The organism is Cognatishimia sp. WU-CL00825 (genome assembly GCF_040364665.1).
Classification (GTDB): domain Bacteria; phylum Pseudomonadota; class Alphaproteobacteria; order Rhodobacterales; family Rhodobacteraceae; genus Cognatishimia.
On the sequence record NZ_BAABWX010000001.1, the window covers coordinates 974,489 to 990,717 of the forward strand.

19 protein-coding genes are annotated in these 16,229 nt (G+C 54.6%); 10 read left to right on the top strand and 9 right to left on the bottom strand.

The window, feature by feature from the left end; genetic code table 11:
* Nucleotides 1-27: 27 nt before the first annotated feature.
* Nucleotides 28-630: a hypothetical protein gene (locus tag ABXG94_RS04775; RefSeq protein ID WP_353532644.1), complete on the bottom strand. Its 603-nt coding sequence runs from the start codon at nt 628-630 to the stop codon at nt 28-30.
* 67 nt (nt 631-697) lie between these two features.
* Entirely contained in the window at nt 698-1,849 is a 1,152-nt protein-coding gene (locus ABXG94_RS04780; protein WP_353532646.1) for a deoxyguanosinetriphosphate triphosphohydrolase, read from the bottom strand.
* Between the two features lie 100 nt (nt 1,850-1,949).
* On the opposite strand from ABXG94_RS04780, the gene ABXG94_RS04785 reads away from it, so the two are divergent.
* Complete coding sequence (locus ABXG94_RS04785; RefSeq protein ID WP_353532648.1) at nt 1,950-2,273, top strand: HesB/IscA family protein; 324 nt, start codon at nt 1,950-1,952, stop codon at nt 2,271-2,273.
* Nucleotides 2,274-2,278: 5 nt separating this feature from the next.
* Here ABXG94_RS04785 and ABXG94_RS04790 read toward each other — a convergent pair whose 3' ends face one another.
* On the bottom strand, nt 2,279-2,710 hold the full coding sequence (locus tag ABXG94_RS04790) for an SRPBCC family protein (protein ID WP_353532650.1): 432 nt from the start codon (nt 2,708-2,710) through the stop codon (nt 2,279-2,281).
* Between the two features lie 54 nt (nt 2,711-2,764).
* On the opposite strand from ABXG94_RS04790, the gene xth reads away from it, so the two are divergent.
* Together xth and ABXG94_RS04800 are read left to right on the top strand one after the other, a co-directional pair.
* Nucleotides 2,765-3,544, top strand: a complete 780-nt coding sequence (gene xth, locus ABXG94_RS04795) for an exodeoxyribonuclease III (protein WP_353532652.1) — start codon at nt 2,765-2,767, stop codon at nt 3,542-3,544.
* Between the two features lie 89 nt (nt 3,545-3,633).
* Entirely contained in the window at nt 3,634-3,891 is a 258-nt protein-coding gene (locus ABXG94_RS04800) for a YdeI/OmpD-associated family protein (protein ID WP_353532654.1), read from the top strand.
* Nucleotides 3,892-3,918: 27 nt separating this feature from the next.
* On the opposite strand, the gene ABXG94_RS04805 is transcribed toward ABXG94_RS04800, so the two are convergent.
* Complete coding sequence (locus tag ABXG94_RS04805) at nt 3,919-5,094, bottom strand: FAD-dependent monooxygenase (RefSeq protein ID WP_353532655.1); 1,176 nt, start codon at nt 5,092-5,094, stop codon at nt 3,919-3,921.
* A 70-nt stretch (nt 5,095-5,164) separates the two neighbouring features.
* Complete coding sequence (gene dksA / locus ABXG94_RS04810) at nt 5,165-5,587, bottom strand: RNA polymerase-binding protein DksA (protein WP_353534004.1); 423 nt, start codon at nt 5,585-5,587, stop codon at nt 5,165-5,167.
* Between the two features lie 179 nt (nt 5,588-5,766).
* Here dksA and ABXG94_RS04815 point away from each other — a divergent pair, with 179 nt between their 5' ends.
* From ABXG94_RS04815 to ABXG94_RS04845, 7 genes are read left to right on the top strand one after another with little or no spacing between them, the layout of a single operon-like run.
* The gene (locus tag ABXG94_RS04815; RefSeq protein WP_353532656.1) at nt 5,767-6,606 is read left to right on the top strand and encodes an AAA family ATPase; all 840 of its coding nucleotides are present in this window, start codon (nt 5,767-5,769) and stop codon (nt 6,604-6,606) included.
* Entirely contained in the window at nt 6,603-7,979 is a 1,377-nt protein-coding gene (locus tag ABXG94_RS04820) for a DUF2927 domain-containing protein (protein ID WP_353532657.1), read from the top strand. Before ABXG94_RS04815 ends, ABXG94_RS04820 begins: the two co-directional genes overlap by 4 nt.
* Nucleotides 7,980-7,982: 3 nt before the next feature.
* On the top strand, nt 7,983-8,150 hold the full coding sequence (locus ABXG94_RS04825; RefSeq protein ID WP_353532658.1) for an apolipoprotein acyltransferase: 168 nt from the start codon (nt 7,983-7,985) through the stop codon (nt 8,148-8,150).
* 3 nt (nt 8,151-8,153) lie between these two features.
* Nucleotides 8,154-9,338 carry a vWA domain-containing protein gene (locus ABXG94_RS04830; RefSeq protein WP_353532659.1) on the top strand — a complete coding sequence of 395 codons (1,185 nt, stop codon included), beginning with the start codon at nt 8,154-8,156 and terminating at the stop codon, nt 9,336-9,338.
* A gap of 59 nt (nt 9,339-9,397) precedes the next feature.
* Entirely contained in the window at nt 9,398-9,736 is a 339-nt protein-coding gene (locus ABXG94_RS04835) for a hypothetical protein (protein ID WP_353532660.1), read from the top strand.
* Complete coding sequence (locus ABXG94_RS04840) at nt 9,733-10,344, top strand: DedA family protein (RefSeq protein ID WP_353532661.1); 612 nt, start codon at nt 9,733-9,735, stop codon at nt 10,342-10,344. Before ABXG94_RS04835 ends, ABXG94_RS04840 begins: the two co-directional genes overlap by 4 nt.
* Nucleotides 10,345-10,375: 31 nt before the next feature.
* A complete protein-coding gene (locus ABXG94_RS04845; RefSeq protein ID WP_353532663.1) occupies nt 10,376-11,074 on the top strand; it encodes a M48 family metallopeptidase in 699 nt (232 codons plus the stop codon).
* Here ABXG94_RS04845 and ABXG94_RS04850 read toward each other — a convergent pair.
* From ABXG94_RS04850 to ABXG94_RS04865, 4 genes are read right to left on the bottom strand one after another with little or no spacing between them, the layout of a single operon-like run.
* The gene (locus tag ABXG94_RS04850; protein ID WP_353532664.1) at nt 11,071-11,610 is read right to left on the bottom strand and encodes an RSP_2648 family PIN domain-containing protein; all 540 of its coding nucleotides are present in this window, start codon (nt 11,608-11,610) and stop codon (nt 11,071-11,073) included. The two genes, ABXG94_RS04845 and ABXG94_RS04850, sit on opposite strands and share 4 nt — an antisense overlap.
* On the bottom strand, nt 11,607-12,800 hold the full coding sequence (locus ABXG94_RS04855; protein WP_353532665.1) for an RSP_2647 family RNA methyltransferase: 1,194 nt from the start codon (nt 12,798-12,800) through the stop codon (nt 11,607-11,609). The genes ABXG94_RS04850 and ABXG94_RS04855 overlap by 4 nt, the downstream gene beginning before the upstream one ends.
* 46 nt (nt 12,801-12,846) lie before the next feature.
* Nucleotides 12,847-13,107, bottom strand: a complete 261-nt coding sequence (locus tag ABXG94_RS04860; RefSeq protein ID WP_353532666.1) for a hypothetical protein — start codon at nt 13,105-13,107, stop codon at nt 12,847-12,849.
* 2 nt (nt 13,108-13,109) lie between these two features.
* Nucleotides 13,110-15,899 (bottom strand): bifunctional [glutamine synthetase] adenylyltransferase/[glutamine synthetase]-adenylyl-L-tyrosine phosphorylase, encoded by a 2,790-nt coding sequence (locus ABXG94_RS04865; RefSeq protein WP_353532667.1) that lies wholly within the window; start codon nt 15,897-15,899, stop codon nt 13,110-13,112.
* Between the last annotated feature and the right edge of the window lie 330 nt (nt 15,900-16,229).

The window sequence follows — 16,229 nt, forward strand, 5'->3', positions numbered from 1 at the left end:
GGCGGTTTAACACTGCCAGCGCCTACGTCAATCCGCAGGTGACCCAATTGGAATTTCTACCCCGGTCAAATCTGAGGCATCGCGGTGATTGATCCAGCTGATGGCTTGCACAATCGCGTTTTCATCTGATGCGCTGTGCGGTCGGATCAAGTGAAATCGCACAGCGCACTTGCAATCTGTTTCTGCCAATGCAGCCGACATCTTTCGCAAAGCGCTTTCCGCCATTTGAAAGCCAATATCGTCCGCCCCATGCGCCTGCGGCACGACGTTGATTGCGGCCCCGCGAGCGCTTTTCAGACCAAGATGCAACGCCTCAATCAGTGCCAAAGACACCCCGGCAAGCACATGCTCTGGGTCCTGCCGGCGCATCGGCAACAGGTTGATCAACAGATGCAAGGGTTCTTCATCCCAAATCGCGCCCAATTGCCTGATCTGGGCCAAGCTTAGCAGCCTGATTGGCAAATGCTCTATCAAATTGGGCGCGCGCATCGCCATGTTTTGCAAGCGATCACTATCCTGATCCATCAGAATAACGCGCGCCTGTTGGTCGACAAACACCGGCAAAAGCCGTTCGCCCAAAGAGCACGCGGCCCCCGCTACAAAGATGGTTTTACCTGCGAAACTGGTCATGCGAGGCGCTTACAACAAAAACGCCGCAACGAATAGCAAAATGCAGCAGATACCTTAATTTTATGACTTATAAGGGCAGTTTCTCGCCCAGCAACCGCTCATATTCGGTCAAGGCATACCGGTCTGTCATGCCAGCGATATAGTCGCTGACCCGCCGCGCAATCGCTGTTTCATCCGGCAATTGTCGCAGATCTTCTTGCCAGTTCTCAGGCAGTAAATCCGTGCGATCCATAAACAAGGGAAACAGCGCCTCGACCACCTGTGTGACCTGCGCCCGCTTTTCCATCACCGATGGCGCGCGATACATGCGTGAAAACAGAAAGTTCCGGATGACCTCTAGTTGCTCCAAAAAGACGTCAGAGAACGCGATGACCGGCCGGCCCAGATCACGCACCGCTTGCGCATCTACCGCGCCACATTCTGCAATTCTGGCCTTTGAAGTTTCTATCACATCTGACACCATCACCCCAAACACCCGCCGCAGCGCCTCGTGTCGACGCCGATTGGCTTGCAGCGCAGGATAGATCTGATCAACTTCGGCAAAAGCCTGCCCAATCACCGGCAAGCGCTCAATATCGGCTTCAGTAAACAACCCAGCCCGCAAACCATCCTGTAAGTCATGGTTATTATAGGCAATATCATCCGCCAATGCCGCCACCTGTGCCTCGGCGCTAGCATGGGTGTGCAATTCCAGATCATGCAGAGCATTATAATCTGCCAGTGCATAAGGGATCTCGCCAAGCACTGGCCCATTGTGTTTTGCGATGCCTTCCAGGGTTTCCCACGTCAGGTTCAACCCATCAAACTCGGCATAATGCCGTTCAAGGGCCGTCACGATCCGTACCGCTTGGGCGTTGTGGTCAAACCCACCATAGGGCAACATCAACTGATCCAACGCATCTTCGCCCGTGTGTCCAAAGGGCGTGTGCCCCAAATCATGTGCCAGGGCCACGGCCTCTGTCAGCTCTGCATTCAGACCCAAAGCCCCAGACACTGTACGCGCCACCTGTGCCACTTCGATTGAATGGGTCAGTCTGGTGCGAAAATAATCGCCCTCGTGTTCAACAAAAACCTGGGTTTTATGTTTTAATCTCCGAAAGGCGCTGGAATGAATAATTCTGTCGCGATCCCTTTGAAAACACGAGCGAAATGTGCTTTCTTCTTCGGTAACTCGACGCCCTCTGGCAAGCGTTGGATCCGACGCAATTGGCAAGTTCATCCCGCTTGTCCTTGTGGCCTGTGCTCTGGTTTCATATATTGCACTCTGCGAACAATCTTCACCGGGCGCAACCGCCCAAATGCCTGTCAGGAGTGACAAAATGCAACTTCCGCCTAAAGTGACCGATCGAGCCTTTGCCCGTCTGGCTGAAATCGGGGCTGGCGATCAGGGCCAAGGGCTGCGCGTTGCTGTCGAAGGTGGCGGCTGTTCAGGCTTTCAATATGAAATCAAGCTCGATGCCCCTTTGGCCGATGATTTGGTGCTGGAAGGCCAAGGTGAAAAAGTTCTGGTGGACACAATTTCGCTGCCGTTCCTGCAAAATGCCGTGATTGATTTCACCGAAGAATTGATCGGCGCGCGGTTTGTGATCGAGAATCCAAATGCCACGTCCTCTTGCGGATGTGGCACAAGCTTTTCGATGTAACCTGTTTACCTTTCAGCATAATCAGCGAAACTGCGCATCAGATGCTTGGTCTGATTGCGAAAGCCATTGGCTGAAAAATACGCCATGATTTTATACAGGCCGTTTACACGCATCTGCATGTCTACCCGCCACAAGGTGGTGCCGTTCTGAGTTTCAAAAAAACTGTTCTTTGAAATGCTGGCCGATTGGCTCGAGACATATGAGACGCAATACATCTCGGGCAGCTCTTTCGCCAATATCGTTTCGATCATTTCAAATTGCTGCTCGCCCACCCGAAAGGTCAGCTGCGTTGTCGCGCCCACAGTGCCGGGCTCTCCGTCAAGCGGCGCGTGACCAATAAAACCGTTTTGCCAGCGTCTGCGATTGTCATGTGACGTCAAAAGTTCGACCACCCGTTCGCGGTGCAACTTCACTTCTAATTCGACAGAGTATTTCATTTGGGCACCTTAATTCGGGTTGAGCGTCCCCCCTGATAACGCCATAGTCCCCACATGAAAATCGCTACGTTCAATATCAACGGTATCAAAGCCCGTATCAACGCTCTGCCTGCATGGCTTGACGAAGCACAGCCCGATGTGGCGCTGCTTCAGGAAATCAAATCCGTCGACGAAGGCTTTCCACGCGAGATTTTCGAAGATCGCGGCTATCAGGTCGAAACCCATGGGCAAAAAAGCTTCAACGGCGTAGCGATTCTATCCAAGCTGCCGCTCGAAGATATTTCACGCGGCCTGCCAGGCGACGCGGACGACGAACAGGCCCGCTGGATCGAAGCAACAGTCATGGGCGACACACCTATTCGCGTCTGCGGTTTGTATTTGCCAAATGGCAACCCGGTGCCCGGCCCAAAATACGATTACAAACTGGCCTGGATGCAACGTCTGCACGCGCGTGCTCAAACGCTTTTGGCAGCCGAAGAACCGTTTCTTATGGCTGGTGATTACAACATCATACCACAAGACGAAGACGCACGCCGACCCGAGGCTTGGCAAGAAGACGCACTGGCGCGTCCTGAAAGTCGCGCTGCCTATCGCCGCCTGCTAAACCTTGGCTTCACCGAGGCTTTCCGCGCGCGCACGCCTGGACCTGAACATTATTCGTTCTGGGATTATCAAGCTGGGGCCTGGAACCGTGATGACGGCATACGCATTGACCACTTTCTGCTTTCGCCGCAATGCGCTGATTTGTTGCTGGATTGTCAAATCGACAAGCACATTCGAGGTTTGGAAAAACCAAGTGATCACGTGCCGGTCTGGGTCGAATTGGCAGCCTGACCAAGTCCCGTCTCCTGCACCTGAATCCGTGCAGTTTCTTTTGTATTTATGTTCTGTGATAGGCTTCAGTATCGATCCGGAGCCTAAAAATGAGTCGCCCCAAAAACCCAATGCCTGACTCGGTGCAAAAAGCTCTGCAAGAAAATGACTTGTCGGGCCGTTACGAAGAGCGCCCGTGGTATCAACGAAACGACTATCTTGGTTGGATCATTCGTGCCAAACGCCCAGAAACCAAGGCAAAAAGACTGGCGATCATGCTACAAGAGCTGCGCGCCGGTGACGCCTATATGAACATGGCGTGGCGCCCGCGCCAGACAAAGTCCCGCTCAGACAACCCCACAGACTAGCTAAGAACCCAGAGGCGCCGAAAGCGCCTAGGCTGACTTGGTCACATCGTGGCGGTAAATCCAGTCAAACTGTCCCAGCATTTTTGCAGGTGCCGCCGTTCCCAACGCCCGCATTGCCCCATGTGCGGCTTTTCTTAGGATGGGGTTGGACAGGTGGTATTTCTTGGCGTTGCCATTGGCGGTTTCCACAATTTTTGTCACCCGCGCAAACCGGCGCCCTTGATACATCGCCAGTGCCGCTGCGTTGTCCTCGCACGTCGCCAGACTGTCTGCCAACACCCAAGCGTCTTCCATCGCCATCACCGCGCCCTGTGCCATAAAAGGCAAAGTTGGATGCGCCGCATCCCCGAGCAAGGCAACATTTTCACCAAACCAACGCTTGGCCACCGGATGCCGGAACAGCCCCCACAAACCAACCTCTGTTGTGGCGGTCAACAAGCCCGGCACGTCGCCACCAAAATCCGAAAACACCCGGCGCAGGTTATGTGGATCATCCTGAAAGGCCCAGCCTTCCTCGGCCCATTCGCCACGCTCTTGCACCGCGACCAAATTCACCAGCTCTCCGCCACGCAGCGGATAACTAACCACATGGCGTTTCGGGCCCATATGCACCTGCGCCACGGCTTGATGGCCGAAATGGTTTGGCACGGTGGCACGCCAGGCAACTTGCCCGGTGAAAAACGGTGCGGATGCCCCATTCAAAACCTTGCGGCCAACAGAATGCAGACCGTCCGCACACACAACCAGATCTGCCTTTACATTTGCCCCTTGTACCAATTGCACCTCAGGGCGCGCTCCGGGCACCAGATCAACCGCCTTTTGCAAAAGGCGAATACTAACGCCAGCTGCGCGGCAGTTTTCTGCCAACAGATTGATAAGATCCGCGCGGTGCACAAAATAATACGGCTGATCTGGCCCAAGCTGCGTCAAATCTAGCTTGGTAACCAAGTCACCCCGCTTATAGTCGCGCAACTCAACCGCCTTAGCTTTGACGCAACTGGCGGCCAGCGCCTGCTCTAGCCCAAGGGCGCGCATCACGCAGATGCCATTTGGCCCAACCTGAATGCCAGCCCCAACTTCGTTGATCGCCTCGGCCTGTTCCAAAACAGTCACCTGTGCGCCACGTTGGGCCAGTGCCAGCGCCACAGTCAGCCCGCCAATGCCGCCACCCAAAACAGCGATATTCATTCCAAGTAATGCCATGCCTACTTGTGAAACGAAAAACGCCGAAGCGAAAGCCCCGGCGTTTCCTATTTCAACGTTAAACCTGCGATCAGTCGTCGCGGTGTACCTTTTCACGGCGCTCGTGGCGTTCTTGTGCCTCAAGCGACATGGTCGCGATTGGGCGTGCATCCAAACGCTTCAAGGAAATAGGGTCACCAGTCACTTCACAGTAACCATATTCACCCTCATCAATCCGACGCAGCGCCGAGTCGATTTTTGCAACCAGCTTGCGCTGACGATCACGTGTGCGCAATTCAAGCGCCCGATCAGTCTCTTCACTTGCACGATCCGAGATATCCGGAATGTTACGAGTGTTGTCTTGTAAAGCTTCAATCGTATCGCGGCTTCCCTCGATAAGATCTTGTTTCCAATCGTTTAACTTACGTTTAAAGTATTCGGTCTGCCGTTCGTTCATAAACGGTTCATCATCTGCGGGACGATAGTCCTCGGGCAGGAAAACCTCTGCTTTCATTTCCGCTCCCTCATCGTGGCTCGTGTCTAACTTGGTAATACGCGTCGACATAAAGCCCCCTCTCTGCGGTGGGATTTAACTCACACCATTGCTTTTGTCACTACCTGATAACACCGCATTGCGGCTAATTTACGTTCACGCTAGGTTACGCCCGAACTCTGACCGACAGGCACTTGCACATGAAATTTCAAGGCACCAAAGACTACGTTGCAACCGACGACTTAACCGTGGCTGTCAATGCGGCCGTCACCTTAGAGCGTCCGCTTCTGGTCAAGGGCGAACCTGGCACCGGAAAGACCGAATTGGCCAAACAAGTTGCAACGGCCTTGGGACTGGAAATGATCGAATGGAACATAAAATCCACAACCAAAGCCCAGCAAGGATTGTATGAATATGACGCCGTCAGCCGATTGCGCGACAGTCAACTGGGCGAAGAACGCGTGCATGACGTTGGCAATTACATACGTAAAGGCAAGCTTTGGGAAGCCTTTCAAAAAGACAAAAAAGTGGTGTTGCTGATCGACGAAATCGACAAAGCTGACATCGAGTTCCCAAATGACCTGCTGCAAGAGCTCGATAAGATGGAGTTTCATGTTTATGAAACCGGCGAAACCATCCGGGCGAAACACCGGCCAATTATCATCATCACCTCAAACAATGAGAAAGAACTGCCAGATGCCTTTCTGCGCCGCTGTTTCTTTCACTTTATTCAGTTCCCCGATGCAGAAACCCTGCAAACCATCGTAAAAGTCCATCATCCGGATATCAAAGAACAATTATTGACTACGGCCTTAACGCAGTTTTATGAAATCCGCGACACGCCGGGGCTCAAGAAAAAGCCGTCGACATCCGAGGTGATTGACTGGTTGAAACTCTTGCTGTCAGAAGATCTTTCGCCAGAAGACCTGAAGCGCGAGGGGGCCAATTTATTGCCCAAATTGCACGGGGCTTTGTTGAAAAACGAACAAGATGTGCACCTGTTTGAGCGCTTGGCCTTTATGGCAAGGTCGGGGCGTTGAGGGATTTTCTAAAACGTAAATCAAGCCTTCTTGCCCTGGCTGTTTTGACGGCCTGCTCCGCACCGGCCCCGCAATCAAATCCAACGCGCTCGATATTGGCCGACAACACGCTGCCCCCCATCAAAGCCTTCACCGCAGCCAAACCTGCCGCTACCCAACGCTCAAACAGCGACATGGCTCAGGACTTTCTCGATCTGGCATTTTCGTTGGAAAGCGGCCGAAATTTGTCTCATTTCACACGGTTTGACACACCAATTCGCGTGAAAGTTCAAGGGCGCAACACCGCCACATTGCGTTCAGACCTCAAACAGCTGCTCGGCCGCCTTCGAGCCGAAGCAGGACTTGATATATTACAGGTGTCCCAGGGTTCGGCCCAGATCACCATTCACTCGGTTGCCAAAAAAGACATTCGACAGGCCTTGCCGCACGCGGCCTGTTTTGTCGTGCCCAATGTTGACAGCCTGTCTGACTATCGACGCTCAAAAAACGCACCCAAAACCGATTGGATTGCGCTGAAAAAACGCAAGAAACTTGCGATATTTCTACCTTTTGACACCAGTCCACAAGATGTGCGCGACTGTTTGCACGAGGAATTGGCGCAGGCGCTAGGCCCGCTAAATGACCTTTATCGCCTGAATGACAGCGTCTTTAACGACGACAATTTTCACACTGTGCTGACAAGTTTTGACATGCTGATGTTGCGCGTACATTACGATCCCAGGTTACAAAATGGCATGAGCCGCGAAGCTGTCGCGCAGCGCTTGCCGGAAATATTTGCGCGGCTGAACCCAAAGGGGGCGTCAAACGCCACTGCACATGTGTCACCAACGCCACGCGAATGGATCAATTCCATTCAATATGCCCTTGGTCCCAGCACGCCAAATGCACGCCGTTTGTCCGAAGCACAGAACGCCATTGATCTGGCAAAGCAATATGGTTGGTCAGATCACCGGCGCGGCTTTAGCCATTATGCGCTGGCAAGACTGCTAAAACGCCGGCACCCAGATCTCTCATATGCGCATTACCTTTGGGCCGACAAATTCTTTGGCCAATCCGCAGCCCAAGGGCCGCATCGTCCGCAAGTAGCCGCAGAATTGGCCGCCTTTGCCATTGCCAACGGGGACGCGACATCCGCCCTAAGCTTGATCCAAGCCAACCTGCCCGCAGCGCATAAGTTTGAGAACGCTGTTTTATTGTCATCGCTTTTGCTGCTCAAATCCGAGGCTCTGGCCATGATGGGCGAAATGGGCGCAGCCCAACAAGCACATCTGGACAGTTTGGGCTGGGCGCGATACGGCTTTGGCCCAGAATGGGCGGTGCGCGCAAAGCAACGCGAGGTCGCCGCCCTCAATCCACACAACAGGAGCTTCTAGCCCATGATCGTAATCATTGCCGCACTGGTTGGCGCAATTTTGGGTGGTCTCACTGCAAAACGCCGCAAGGGCCGCCTGCCCGACATTCTGCAATATATCATTGCCTATGCAATTGCCTTTGCAGTGGCGGGTTTCATTGTAACTCTCGTGATTGAAAAAATCGTCTCGTAAAGTATGTTTCGACCGCTGTTTGAAAACCTAAGATCTGCTGGCGTGCCTGTCAGTCTGCGCGAATATCTCAGTTTTCTGGCGGCGCTCAAAACCGGCTTGGCGACCTATGACACCGAGACATTCTATTATCTTGCCCGCACCGTCATGGTCAAAGACGAACGCAACCTTGATAAATTTGACCGGGCTTTTGCGGCCACCTTTGACGGTTTGGGCGATATCACGACGCAACAGGTTTTGGATGCGGTTGATATCCCCGAAGACTGGCTGCGCAAAATGGCTGAAAAGCATCTGAGCGCGGAAGAAAAAGCCGAAATCGACGCGCTTGGCGGCTTTGAAAAACTGATGGAAACGCTCAAAGAGCGCCTGAAAGACCAAAAGGGTCGCCATCAGGGCGGCAACAAATGGATCGGCACCGCAGGCACGTCGCCCTTTGGGGCCTATGGCTACAATCCCGAAGGCGTGCGCATTGGCCAAAAAGAAAGCCGCCATCAGCGCGCCGCCAAAGTCTGGGACAAACGGGCCTTTAAGAACCTGGACGGCGATGTCGAACTTGGCACCAGAAACATCAAAGTTGCACTCAAACGATTGCGAAAATGGGCGCGCGACGGCGCCGCCGAAGAGCTTGACCTAGACGGCACAATTCGCGCCACTGCCGAACATGGCTACCTTGATGTGCAAACCCGCGCCGAGCGCCGCAACGCGGTTAAAGTTCTGCTGCTGCTCGATGTTGGCGGGTCGATGGATTCGCATATCAAGGTGGTCGAAGAGCTGTTTTCAGCCGCCCGTTCTGAATTTAAACATCTTGAACATTACTATTTTCACAACTGCCTTTACGAAGGTGTGTGGAAAGACAATGCACGCCGCTGGAATGATCAAATTCCAACCCATGACCTGCTGCGCACCTACGGAGCAGACTATAAGTGTATCTTTGTGGGGGACGCCTCGATGTCGCCCTATGAAATCGCCTATCCGGGCGGTGCCAACGAACATTGGAACAAAGAATCGGGCCAGGTTTGGCTAGAGCGCGCCTGCGGGCAATGGCCAAATCATATGTGGATCAACCCGGTGCCCAAAGCCCATTGGCAATATACCCACAGCATCAGCATGATCCGCGAGATATTTCAAAGTCGCATGGTTCCGATGACATTGTCCGGGCTGGACGAAGGTATGCGCGAGCTGACGCGTTAACCCCTTGCCAAAGCCCCCTCCATAGCCTTTGATCACACTATTCCAAAGAGACGTCCGTTATGCTGCGCCTGTTCAAATCTCATCCAATCGCCACGCCGGGATTTTTACTGGCTCTGGCTGTGACCGTATTTTTTGCGGCGCGTATGGTTCTGGATCTGCTTTACTGGTCTGATCCGGCCCACCGCAATCAATCCCCCGAAGCTTGGATGACACCGCGCTATATCGCGCATTCCTGGGGCATCGACCCAAAAGAGGTGCGCGATGCGGTCGCGCTGGGCGCGGGTAAGCCAAAGGCGCGCCCAACCCTGAACTGGATCGCAAGCCAACGTGGCGTGCCGGTCCAACAGGTGATTGACGAAGTCCAAGCGCTTTTGGCGCAGCAGAAACCCCGGTCATGACTGAAACCCTGATCTCAGCCTTGGCAAACTATGGCATTGCGCTGTTGTTTCTCACCACCTTCTTCAGTTGTCTCGCAGTCCCCGTGCCCTCCTCCCTGCTGATGCTGGCGGCTGGTGCCTTTATTGCAACCGGAGATCTGGACGCTTATTCCAGCCTGCTGGCGGCGCTGTCTGGCGCGCTATGTGGCGACCAGATTGGGTATCAGATCGGGGCCAAAGGCCGTGAACCACTCGCGCGCTTTATGGGAAAGACCCAAGCCCGCGCCCGCATGATGGCACGATCAGAAGCCTATCTGATCCAATGGGGTGGTCTGGGGGTTTTTCTCAGCCGTTGGCTGTTTTCCCCGCTTGGTCCTTATATCAATTTTGCAAGCGGTGCCGCAGGCTTACCCCTCTGGCGCTTCACGCTGTTTGCCGCACTTGGCGAATGCATTTGGGTCACGCTTTACCTGGGGTTGGGTTATGGGTTTGCCGACAATCTGGCAATGGCATCCGAACTCGCCGGTGACATGTTGGGCCTGTTGGCTGGCCTGTCTATGGTTTTTGGCTTTGGGGTCTGGTTGCTGCGTCACAACCGCAAGAAAAACGCCACAGCGCAACTGAATTGACTTCGCCGCAGCGCCGCCCCATATCCTATATATGATCAAATTCACGCCGATCCTGCTCGCCATACTCTATGCGCTTTTCATGTATCGCTTCTCCGCATGGCGCACGTCAAAAATGCTGGACGAACAGTCTACCGAACTTGCAGACCCCGCCCTTAAGACGCTGATCGACAAGATGGCCAGCGCCTTGAACCTGCCGCGTATTCGCGTTCATATTTATGAAATAGATCCGGTGAACGGGCTTGCGGCACCGGATGGGCGTATCTTTATCACCCGTGGGTTTTACAACCGATATACGCAGGGTGAGGTTACTGGCGAGGAACTGGCCAGCGTGGTCGCCCATGAATTGGGCCATGTCGCCTTGGGGCACTCGCGCAGGCGCATGATTGACTTCTCAGGCCAAAACGCCTTGCGCACCGCCTTGGCCATGGTGTTGTCACGCTTTATTCCCGGCGTTGGTGCCTGGATCGCCAATATGCTTACCAGCCTTCTTGCCGCACGCCTTTCCCGATCTGACGAATATGAAGCGGATGAATATGCTGCCGCTCTGTTAACCAAAGCCAACATCGGCGTGTCCCATCAGAAATCATTGTTTGAAAAGCTGGAGAAACTGACGCGATCCAACAAAGGGGCAGCACCAGCATGGCTGCTAAGCCACCCAAAAACCGCAGAACGCATCAAGGCAATAGAGGCGTTAGAAGCCAAATGGGGCGTTTCGGGCACGCGGCCCTAGGCCAGCGCCTTCGCCAATCTCGGCAACCGGGCCTTTTTCAACAAAGCCCGCGTCTCCCATGTTTCTCCGGAAAGCCGATCTGCTTCTGCTCTAACACGGTCAACTACCTCTTTGAGCAGGTCCGGTTGCCGCTCCCAAATGCTGCGCAAAAACCAATCCGGATCCCAGCGTTCTAACCCTTCCTCGGCCAAAGTGTGCTTGGGAAAATCTTTTGCATTCAGCGTGATAATCGCATCCGCAGATCCGGATATTGCCGCTGCCAAAACATGCACATCCGCCGGGTCGGGCAAATAAAGCCGTGCCTCAAGCGAGGGTTTCCAGATGACCGAAGATTTGGGCCAAGCCGCGGTCAGCAACGCAATTTCACTGCGCGCCTGCATCTCGCCGGTGGGGCCAATTTTCCGCGCCGCCCGCGCCCATTCTTCCAAAATGCGCGCCGACCACAACGGCTGAAAGACACCCGCCTTCGCCACCCCCAACAACACTTCTCGCATCACTGTCGGATAGATCACACAGGTGTCCAGCAATATCTTCATAGGCGGAAAAACAGCGCTTTCAGATAGCCGCTTTCAGCCAATTGTGGCAGCAAGGGGTGGTCCGGCCCCGCAAAGCCAGTGTGCAACAGGGTTCCGCGCCGCCCAGCCCGACCTATGCCGCGCGCTGACGCGTTGCGAAACAGGCTCAGTTCTGCGGCATGGGAACAAGAACACAGCCCCAAAAAGCCACCGTCGGCCACCAATGGCGCGGCCAAACGTGCCACCCGCTCATAGGCCCGCAACCCTTTGTCCAACGCCGGTTTATTTGGCGCAAACGCAGGTGGGTCACAAACCACGATGTCAAATTTCTGCCCTTCAGCCGCCAAGGCCTCCATCGTCTTAAACGCATCGCCCTTGCGGGTGGCAAAGCGATCACCAAAACCACTCTGTTTGGCACCTTCTTCTGCCAGCTCCAACGCTGCGACCGACCCATCCACAGCCAATGCGCTTTGCGCCCCATGCGCCAAAGCCGCCAGTGAAAAGCCACCAACATGGGAAAACACGTCCAAAACCCGCGCGCCTTTGCTTAGGCGGGCTGCAAACTCATGATTTGGGCGTTGGTCAAAGAACAAACCGGTTTTTTGCCCGCTTGTAAGGTCCGCCATATAGGTGGCCCCGTTCATCGCAACTGGTACAGCTGATGTCGGGGCCTCGCCCAGCATCGCACCGCTTTGATCATCTAGACCTTCAAGTCCGCGCGCGCGCCCACTGCCGTTCTTCAACACATGTTTGACACCCGTAACTTCTTGCAGAGCCGCAACCAAAGCCGGCAACAAGGCATCTGCCCAAGCGGCGTTGGGTTGCACAACGCATGTGTCACCAAAGCGGTCAATCACCACGCCGGGCAAGCCATCGGCTTCGGCATGCACCAAGCGATAAAACGGCTGATCATACAGCCGGGCGCGCAAATCCAAGGCCCGCTGCAATTTGCTGGCAAACCACGAGGCATCAATCACCGCCTCTGGATTACGATCCAGCATCCGGCAAATGATCTTGCTGTTGGGATTCACCGCGACCAACCCCATGGGGCGGCGTTCGGCATCAACCAGCACGGCCAAAGTACCAGCCTCCAGATTTCTGGTGCGGCGGTCTGTGACCAGCTCGTTTTCATAAACCCAAGGGAAGCCGTGGCGCACTGCGCGGGCATTGGCTTTGGGCAATAGGCGGACGTGAGGCAATGTATCTGTCATTCAGCCCTCCTAATGCGATATGCACGCCAAGGAAAGCACTGATATTCTATTGCAGTTTGCGACGCCCTGAACGACCAACGCGCCCCGGCTGCACAGATCCACCTAGCGCGCCTTCTTTAAGGATTTCGGTCATCGGATGATCCGGATTGTCTGGCTCGTATTGCGCCAGCAAGGCCCGGATGGCGGCCAGCGCATCATTGCCAGCTTCGGCCCCAAGCGCCCAGTCAAGAAAGATCGCCCGGCACTGGGGCATATCAATGTTTTCAATATTATAGGCTTCGCGAATAAGCCCGCGCGGATCGTGCATGATTAAGCTCCAGGACTGCGCTGCAAAACAGCATCAATGACATCACCGGCGGATCTCGTGCGCGTTTCCAACAGCTCTGCTAGCTCCTCCATGGCCTCTGTTTGGGTTTCTCGCAACAAAAATTTTCGCGCCCCGGCCCCCGCAGCCTCGGGATCAAACATATCGCTGCCCAACAGGCGCGATCCTTGCTGCACCGTCCAGCACAACCGATAGGCCTCTTGCAGGGCCTGCGCTTCGGATTGCGTCAGCCAACCGGTTCCTTGATCCCGCCCCAAAGCAAGATCTATATCGCCAGCGCTTTCACCTGCCAAAAGTGCCGCAGCCTGCACCGTCAATTCGACATCTTGCAAACGGCCAGGGCCAAGTTTGGCATCCCAAATGCCACCACTGCCCTTTGCATCCGCAATGCGCTTGCGCATTTCCTGCACATCATCGCGCACGTCCTTTTCGACAGAGGCGCGCGCCAAAAGCGCGATGCGAAAGGTCTCAACTCGCGCCATCAACTCTGGTGCCCCCGCGACAGCCCGCGCCCGTGTCAGCGCCAAATGCTCCCAGGTCCAGGCCTTGTTTTCCTGATAATCCTTAAAACTGGTGAACGAGGTGGCAACCGGCCCCTGCGTGCCCGAAGGACGCAGCCGCATATCGACTTCATACAGCCGACCTTCCGCCATCTGGGCGGAAAGCGCCGTCACCAAGGCTTGGGTTAGCCGCGCATAATACGCCCGCGAGGCCAAAGCCCGACGCCCGTCAGACATTTCAACCCCATCCGCGTCATAAATCACGATCAGATCAAGGTCCGAAGCGGCATTCAAACGCCCTGCCCCCAATGACCCCATGCCCAAAACCATGGCCCCTTTACCCGGTGGCACCCCATGTTTTTCCGAAAATTTGGCAACAACTTCGGGCCAAACCGCACAAAGCACAGCTTCGGCCAATTCCGCATATTCACGCCCAGCATCCTGCGCATCAATTATGCCGCGCAAGTGATGTACACCTATGCGAAAATGCCACTCTTTGGTCCAGCGCCGCGCAGTATCAAGCTTGCGCTCATAGTCGCTTTCCGCAGCAAGACGCGCGGACAAATCCGAGGTCAGCTGCGCTTTTCCTGGCCAGGCATCGAAAAAAGAACCCCCGATGACCGCGTCAAAGACTTGTGAGTTTCGCGCGAGATAGCGCGCCAGAACCGGTGCCGTACCGGCAATATCGGTCAATAAATCAATCAGTTGCGGATTGGCCTCAAGCAAAGAAAAAACTTGAACGCCAGCAGGCAATCCAGACAAAAACCCATCCAGCGCAACCAGCGCCTCGTCCGGCTTGGCCGCACGTTCCAACCGCTCAAGCAACGCAGGCCGCAGCCTGCCAAATATCTCTGTGGCGCGCCCAGACCTAAGCGCCGGATAGGTTTTCCAGCGCGTCAAAATCTCTTCGTCAAAGGCAAAACCTTGATTGTCGGCGACCTCGGGGGCCATCAAGTCAGGCGCAAAGAAATCCTCGGTCAGCGCATGCACCTCATCAATCCGCTGCCCGATATCTTGCTTCATGCTTGCCACATCGGTGCCCATCAAACAGGCGATACGCTGCATGCCTTCTTCAGATTTTGGCAGATCATGGGTCTGGGCATCATGGATCATCTGAATGCGATGTTCCACTTCGCGATGGGCACGATAATGATCGGTCAACTTGTCCGCCACTTCAGCGGTCACCCAGCCCTTTTGCGCCAAAAGCGCCAATGACGGCACCGTGCCTCTGGTGCGCAATTCGCGATCGCGCCCGCCTGCTATCAGCTGTCGTGTTTGGGTGAAAAACTCTATCTCTCGAATACCGCCGCGACCCAGCTTCATATTATGACCTTCAAGCACCGTTTTCGCGCCCAGTTTCTTATGCTCTCTGATCCTCAGCCGCATATCATGCGCGTCTTGAATGGCGGCAAAATCAAGATGTTTGCGCCAGACAAAGGGCTGTAGGGTCGTCAAAAATCGGTTGCCAGCCGCAAGGTCACCCGCCGCTGGGCGCGCCTTGATATAGGCCGCGCGTTCCCAGGTACGACCCAGGCTTTCATAATAACGCTCTGCCGCTTCCATCGCCATACACACCGGGGTGACCGCCGGATCCGGTCGCAAGCGCAAATCCGTGCGAAACACATACCCTTCACCTGTGGGGTCATTCAGCAAGGCCATCGCCCGGCGGGTCGCCCGTACCAAAGACGCCCGAACATCAAAAAAGTCATCCGGCTCGTAACGGGTTTCATCAAACAGGCAAATCAGGTCTATATCGCTGCTATAATTAAGCTCGTAAGCCCCCATTTTCCCCATGGCCAAACACACCATACCTGCCGCATCACCGATATCATCTTCGGTGGCTCCGGGAAGTTTCCCACGTGAAATCTCATTTGAAATCATAGCCTTAATGGCTACAGAGCACGCCAAATCAGCAAAGTCCGTCAACGCCGTGGTCACTTGCTCCAGATCCCAGACCCCTGCGATATCCGCCAAGGCCGTCAGCAAAGCCACACGTCGCTTGCCGCGTCGCAAAACAGACGACAAATCTGATGCCGGCGTATCACTGATCTGCCCGAACAGATGTGTTAGCGCCGCCTCTGGTGCCTCAAAGGCTTCGGGCAGCCAATCGCTCTCTTTTTCGATCAGAGATTTCAGAAATGGGCTGGCCCCGGCGGCCCCCTGCAAAAGGCGAGACAGATTGCTCGAGAGCCCGTCAATACAGCCGGACACCTCTGCGCCACGCTCTGCGTCAAACACCCGAGGCAATCTGGTGATATTGGATTCAAATGTCATGGTGAAATCATGAATGGCATTGCCCAAAGGGTCAATGCGACATCGGCTGATCTCGATTGCACCTCAGCATATTACGCGCCATTTCACCTTAACAACGGCGTTTAGCGCTTTATTTTTTAAAACTAAAAACCCAAACCCGAACAAATAATGGCCTGGTCCCATAATGTTGCGATCCCGCAAAGATCATTGATGCAACCCTATGTTGTCTTTTGAGCACTATTATGCGGAATACCGCAGTTTCCGTGGCATTAACCTTGACTTAACCCCCTATTTATAGCGTTCGTGCGCCAATCTTTATTCTCACGATCAAGTCACATTTTGGGGGACACG

Coding starts and splice junctions, on each gene's coding strand:
- ABXG94_RS04775 (WP_353532644.1), bottom strand. CDS start 630: ATGACCAGTTTCGCAGGTAAAACCATCTTTGTAGCGGGGGCCGCGTGC.
- ABXG94_RS04780 (WP_353532646.1), bottom strand. CDS start 1,849: ATGAACTTGCCAATTGCGTCGGATCCAACGCTTGCCAGAGGGCGTCGA.
- ABXG94_RS04785 (WP_353532648.1), top strand. CDS start 1,950: ATGCAACTTCCGCCTAAAGTGACCGATCGAGCCTTTGCCCGTCTGGCT.
- ABXG94_RS04790 (WP_353532650.1), bottom strand. CDS start 2,710: ATGAAATACTCTGTCGAATTAGAAGTGAAGTTGCACCGCGAACGGGTG.
- xth (WP_353532652.1), top strand. CDS start 2,765: ATGAAAATCGCTACGTTCAATATCAACGGTATCAAAGCCCGTATCAAC.
- ABXG94_RS04800 (WP_353532654.1), top strand. CDS start 3,634: ATGAGTCGCCCCAAAAACCCAATGCCTGACTCGGTGCAAAAAGCTCTG.
- ABXG94_RS04805 (WP_353532655.1), bottom strand. CDS start 5,094: ATGGCATTACTTGGAATGAATATCGCTGTTTTGGGTGGCGGCATTGGC.
- dksA (WP_353534004.1), bottom strand. CDS start 5,587: ATGAAAGCAGAGGTTTTCCTGCCCGAGGACTATCGTCCCGCAGATGAT.
- ABXG94_RS04815 (WP_353532656.1), top strand. CDS start 5,767: ATGAAATTTCAAGGCACCAAAGACTACGTTGCAACCGACGACTTAACC.
- ABXG94_RS04825 (WP_353532658.1), top strand. CDS start 7,983: ATGATCGTAATCATTGCCGCACTGGTTGGCGCAATTTTGGGTGGTCTC.
- ABXG94_RS04830 (WP_353532659.1), top strand. CDS start 8,154: ATGTTTCGACCGCTGTTTGAAAACCTAAGATCTGCTGGCGTGCCTGTC.
- ABXG94_RS04835 (WP_353532660.1), top strand. CDS start 9,398: ATGCTGCGCCTGTTCAAATCTCATCCAATCGCCACGCCGGGATTTTTA.
- ABXG94_RS04840 (WP_353532661.1), top strand. CDS start 9,733: ATGACTGAAACCCTGATCTCAGCCTTGGCAAACTATGGCATTGCGCTG.
- ABXG94_RS04845 (WP_353532663.1), top strand. CDS start 10,376: ATGATCAAATTCACGCCGATCCTGCTCGCCATACTCTATGCGCTTTTC.
- ABXG94_RS04850 (WP_353532664.1), bottom strand. CDS start 11,610: ATGAAGATATTGCTGGACACCTGTGTGATCTATCCGACAGTGATGCGA.
- ABXG94_RS04855 (WP_353532665.1), bottom strand. CDS start 12,800: ATGACAGATACATTGCCTCACGTCCGCCTATTGCCCAAAGCCAATGCC.
- ABXG94_RS04860 (WP_353532666.1), bottom strand. CDS start 13,107: ATGCACGATCCGCGCGGGCTTATTCGCGAAGCCTATAATATTGAAAAC.
- ABXG94_RS04865 (WP_353532667.1), bottom strand. CDS start 15,899: ATGACATTTGAATCCAATATCACCAGATTGCCTCGGGTGTTTGACGCA.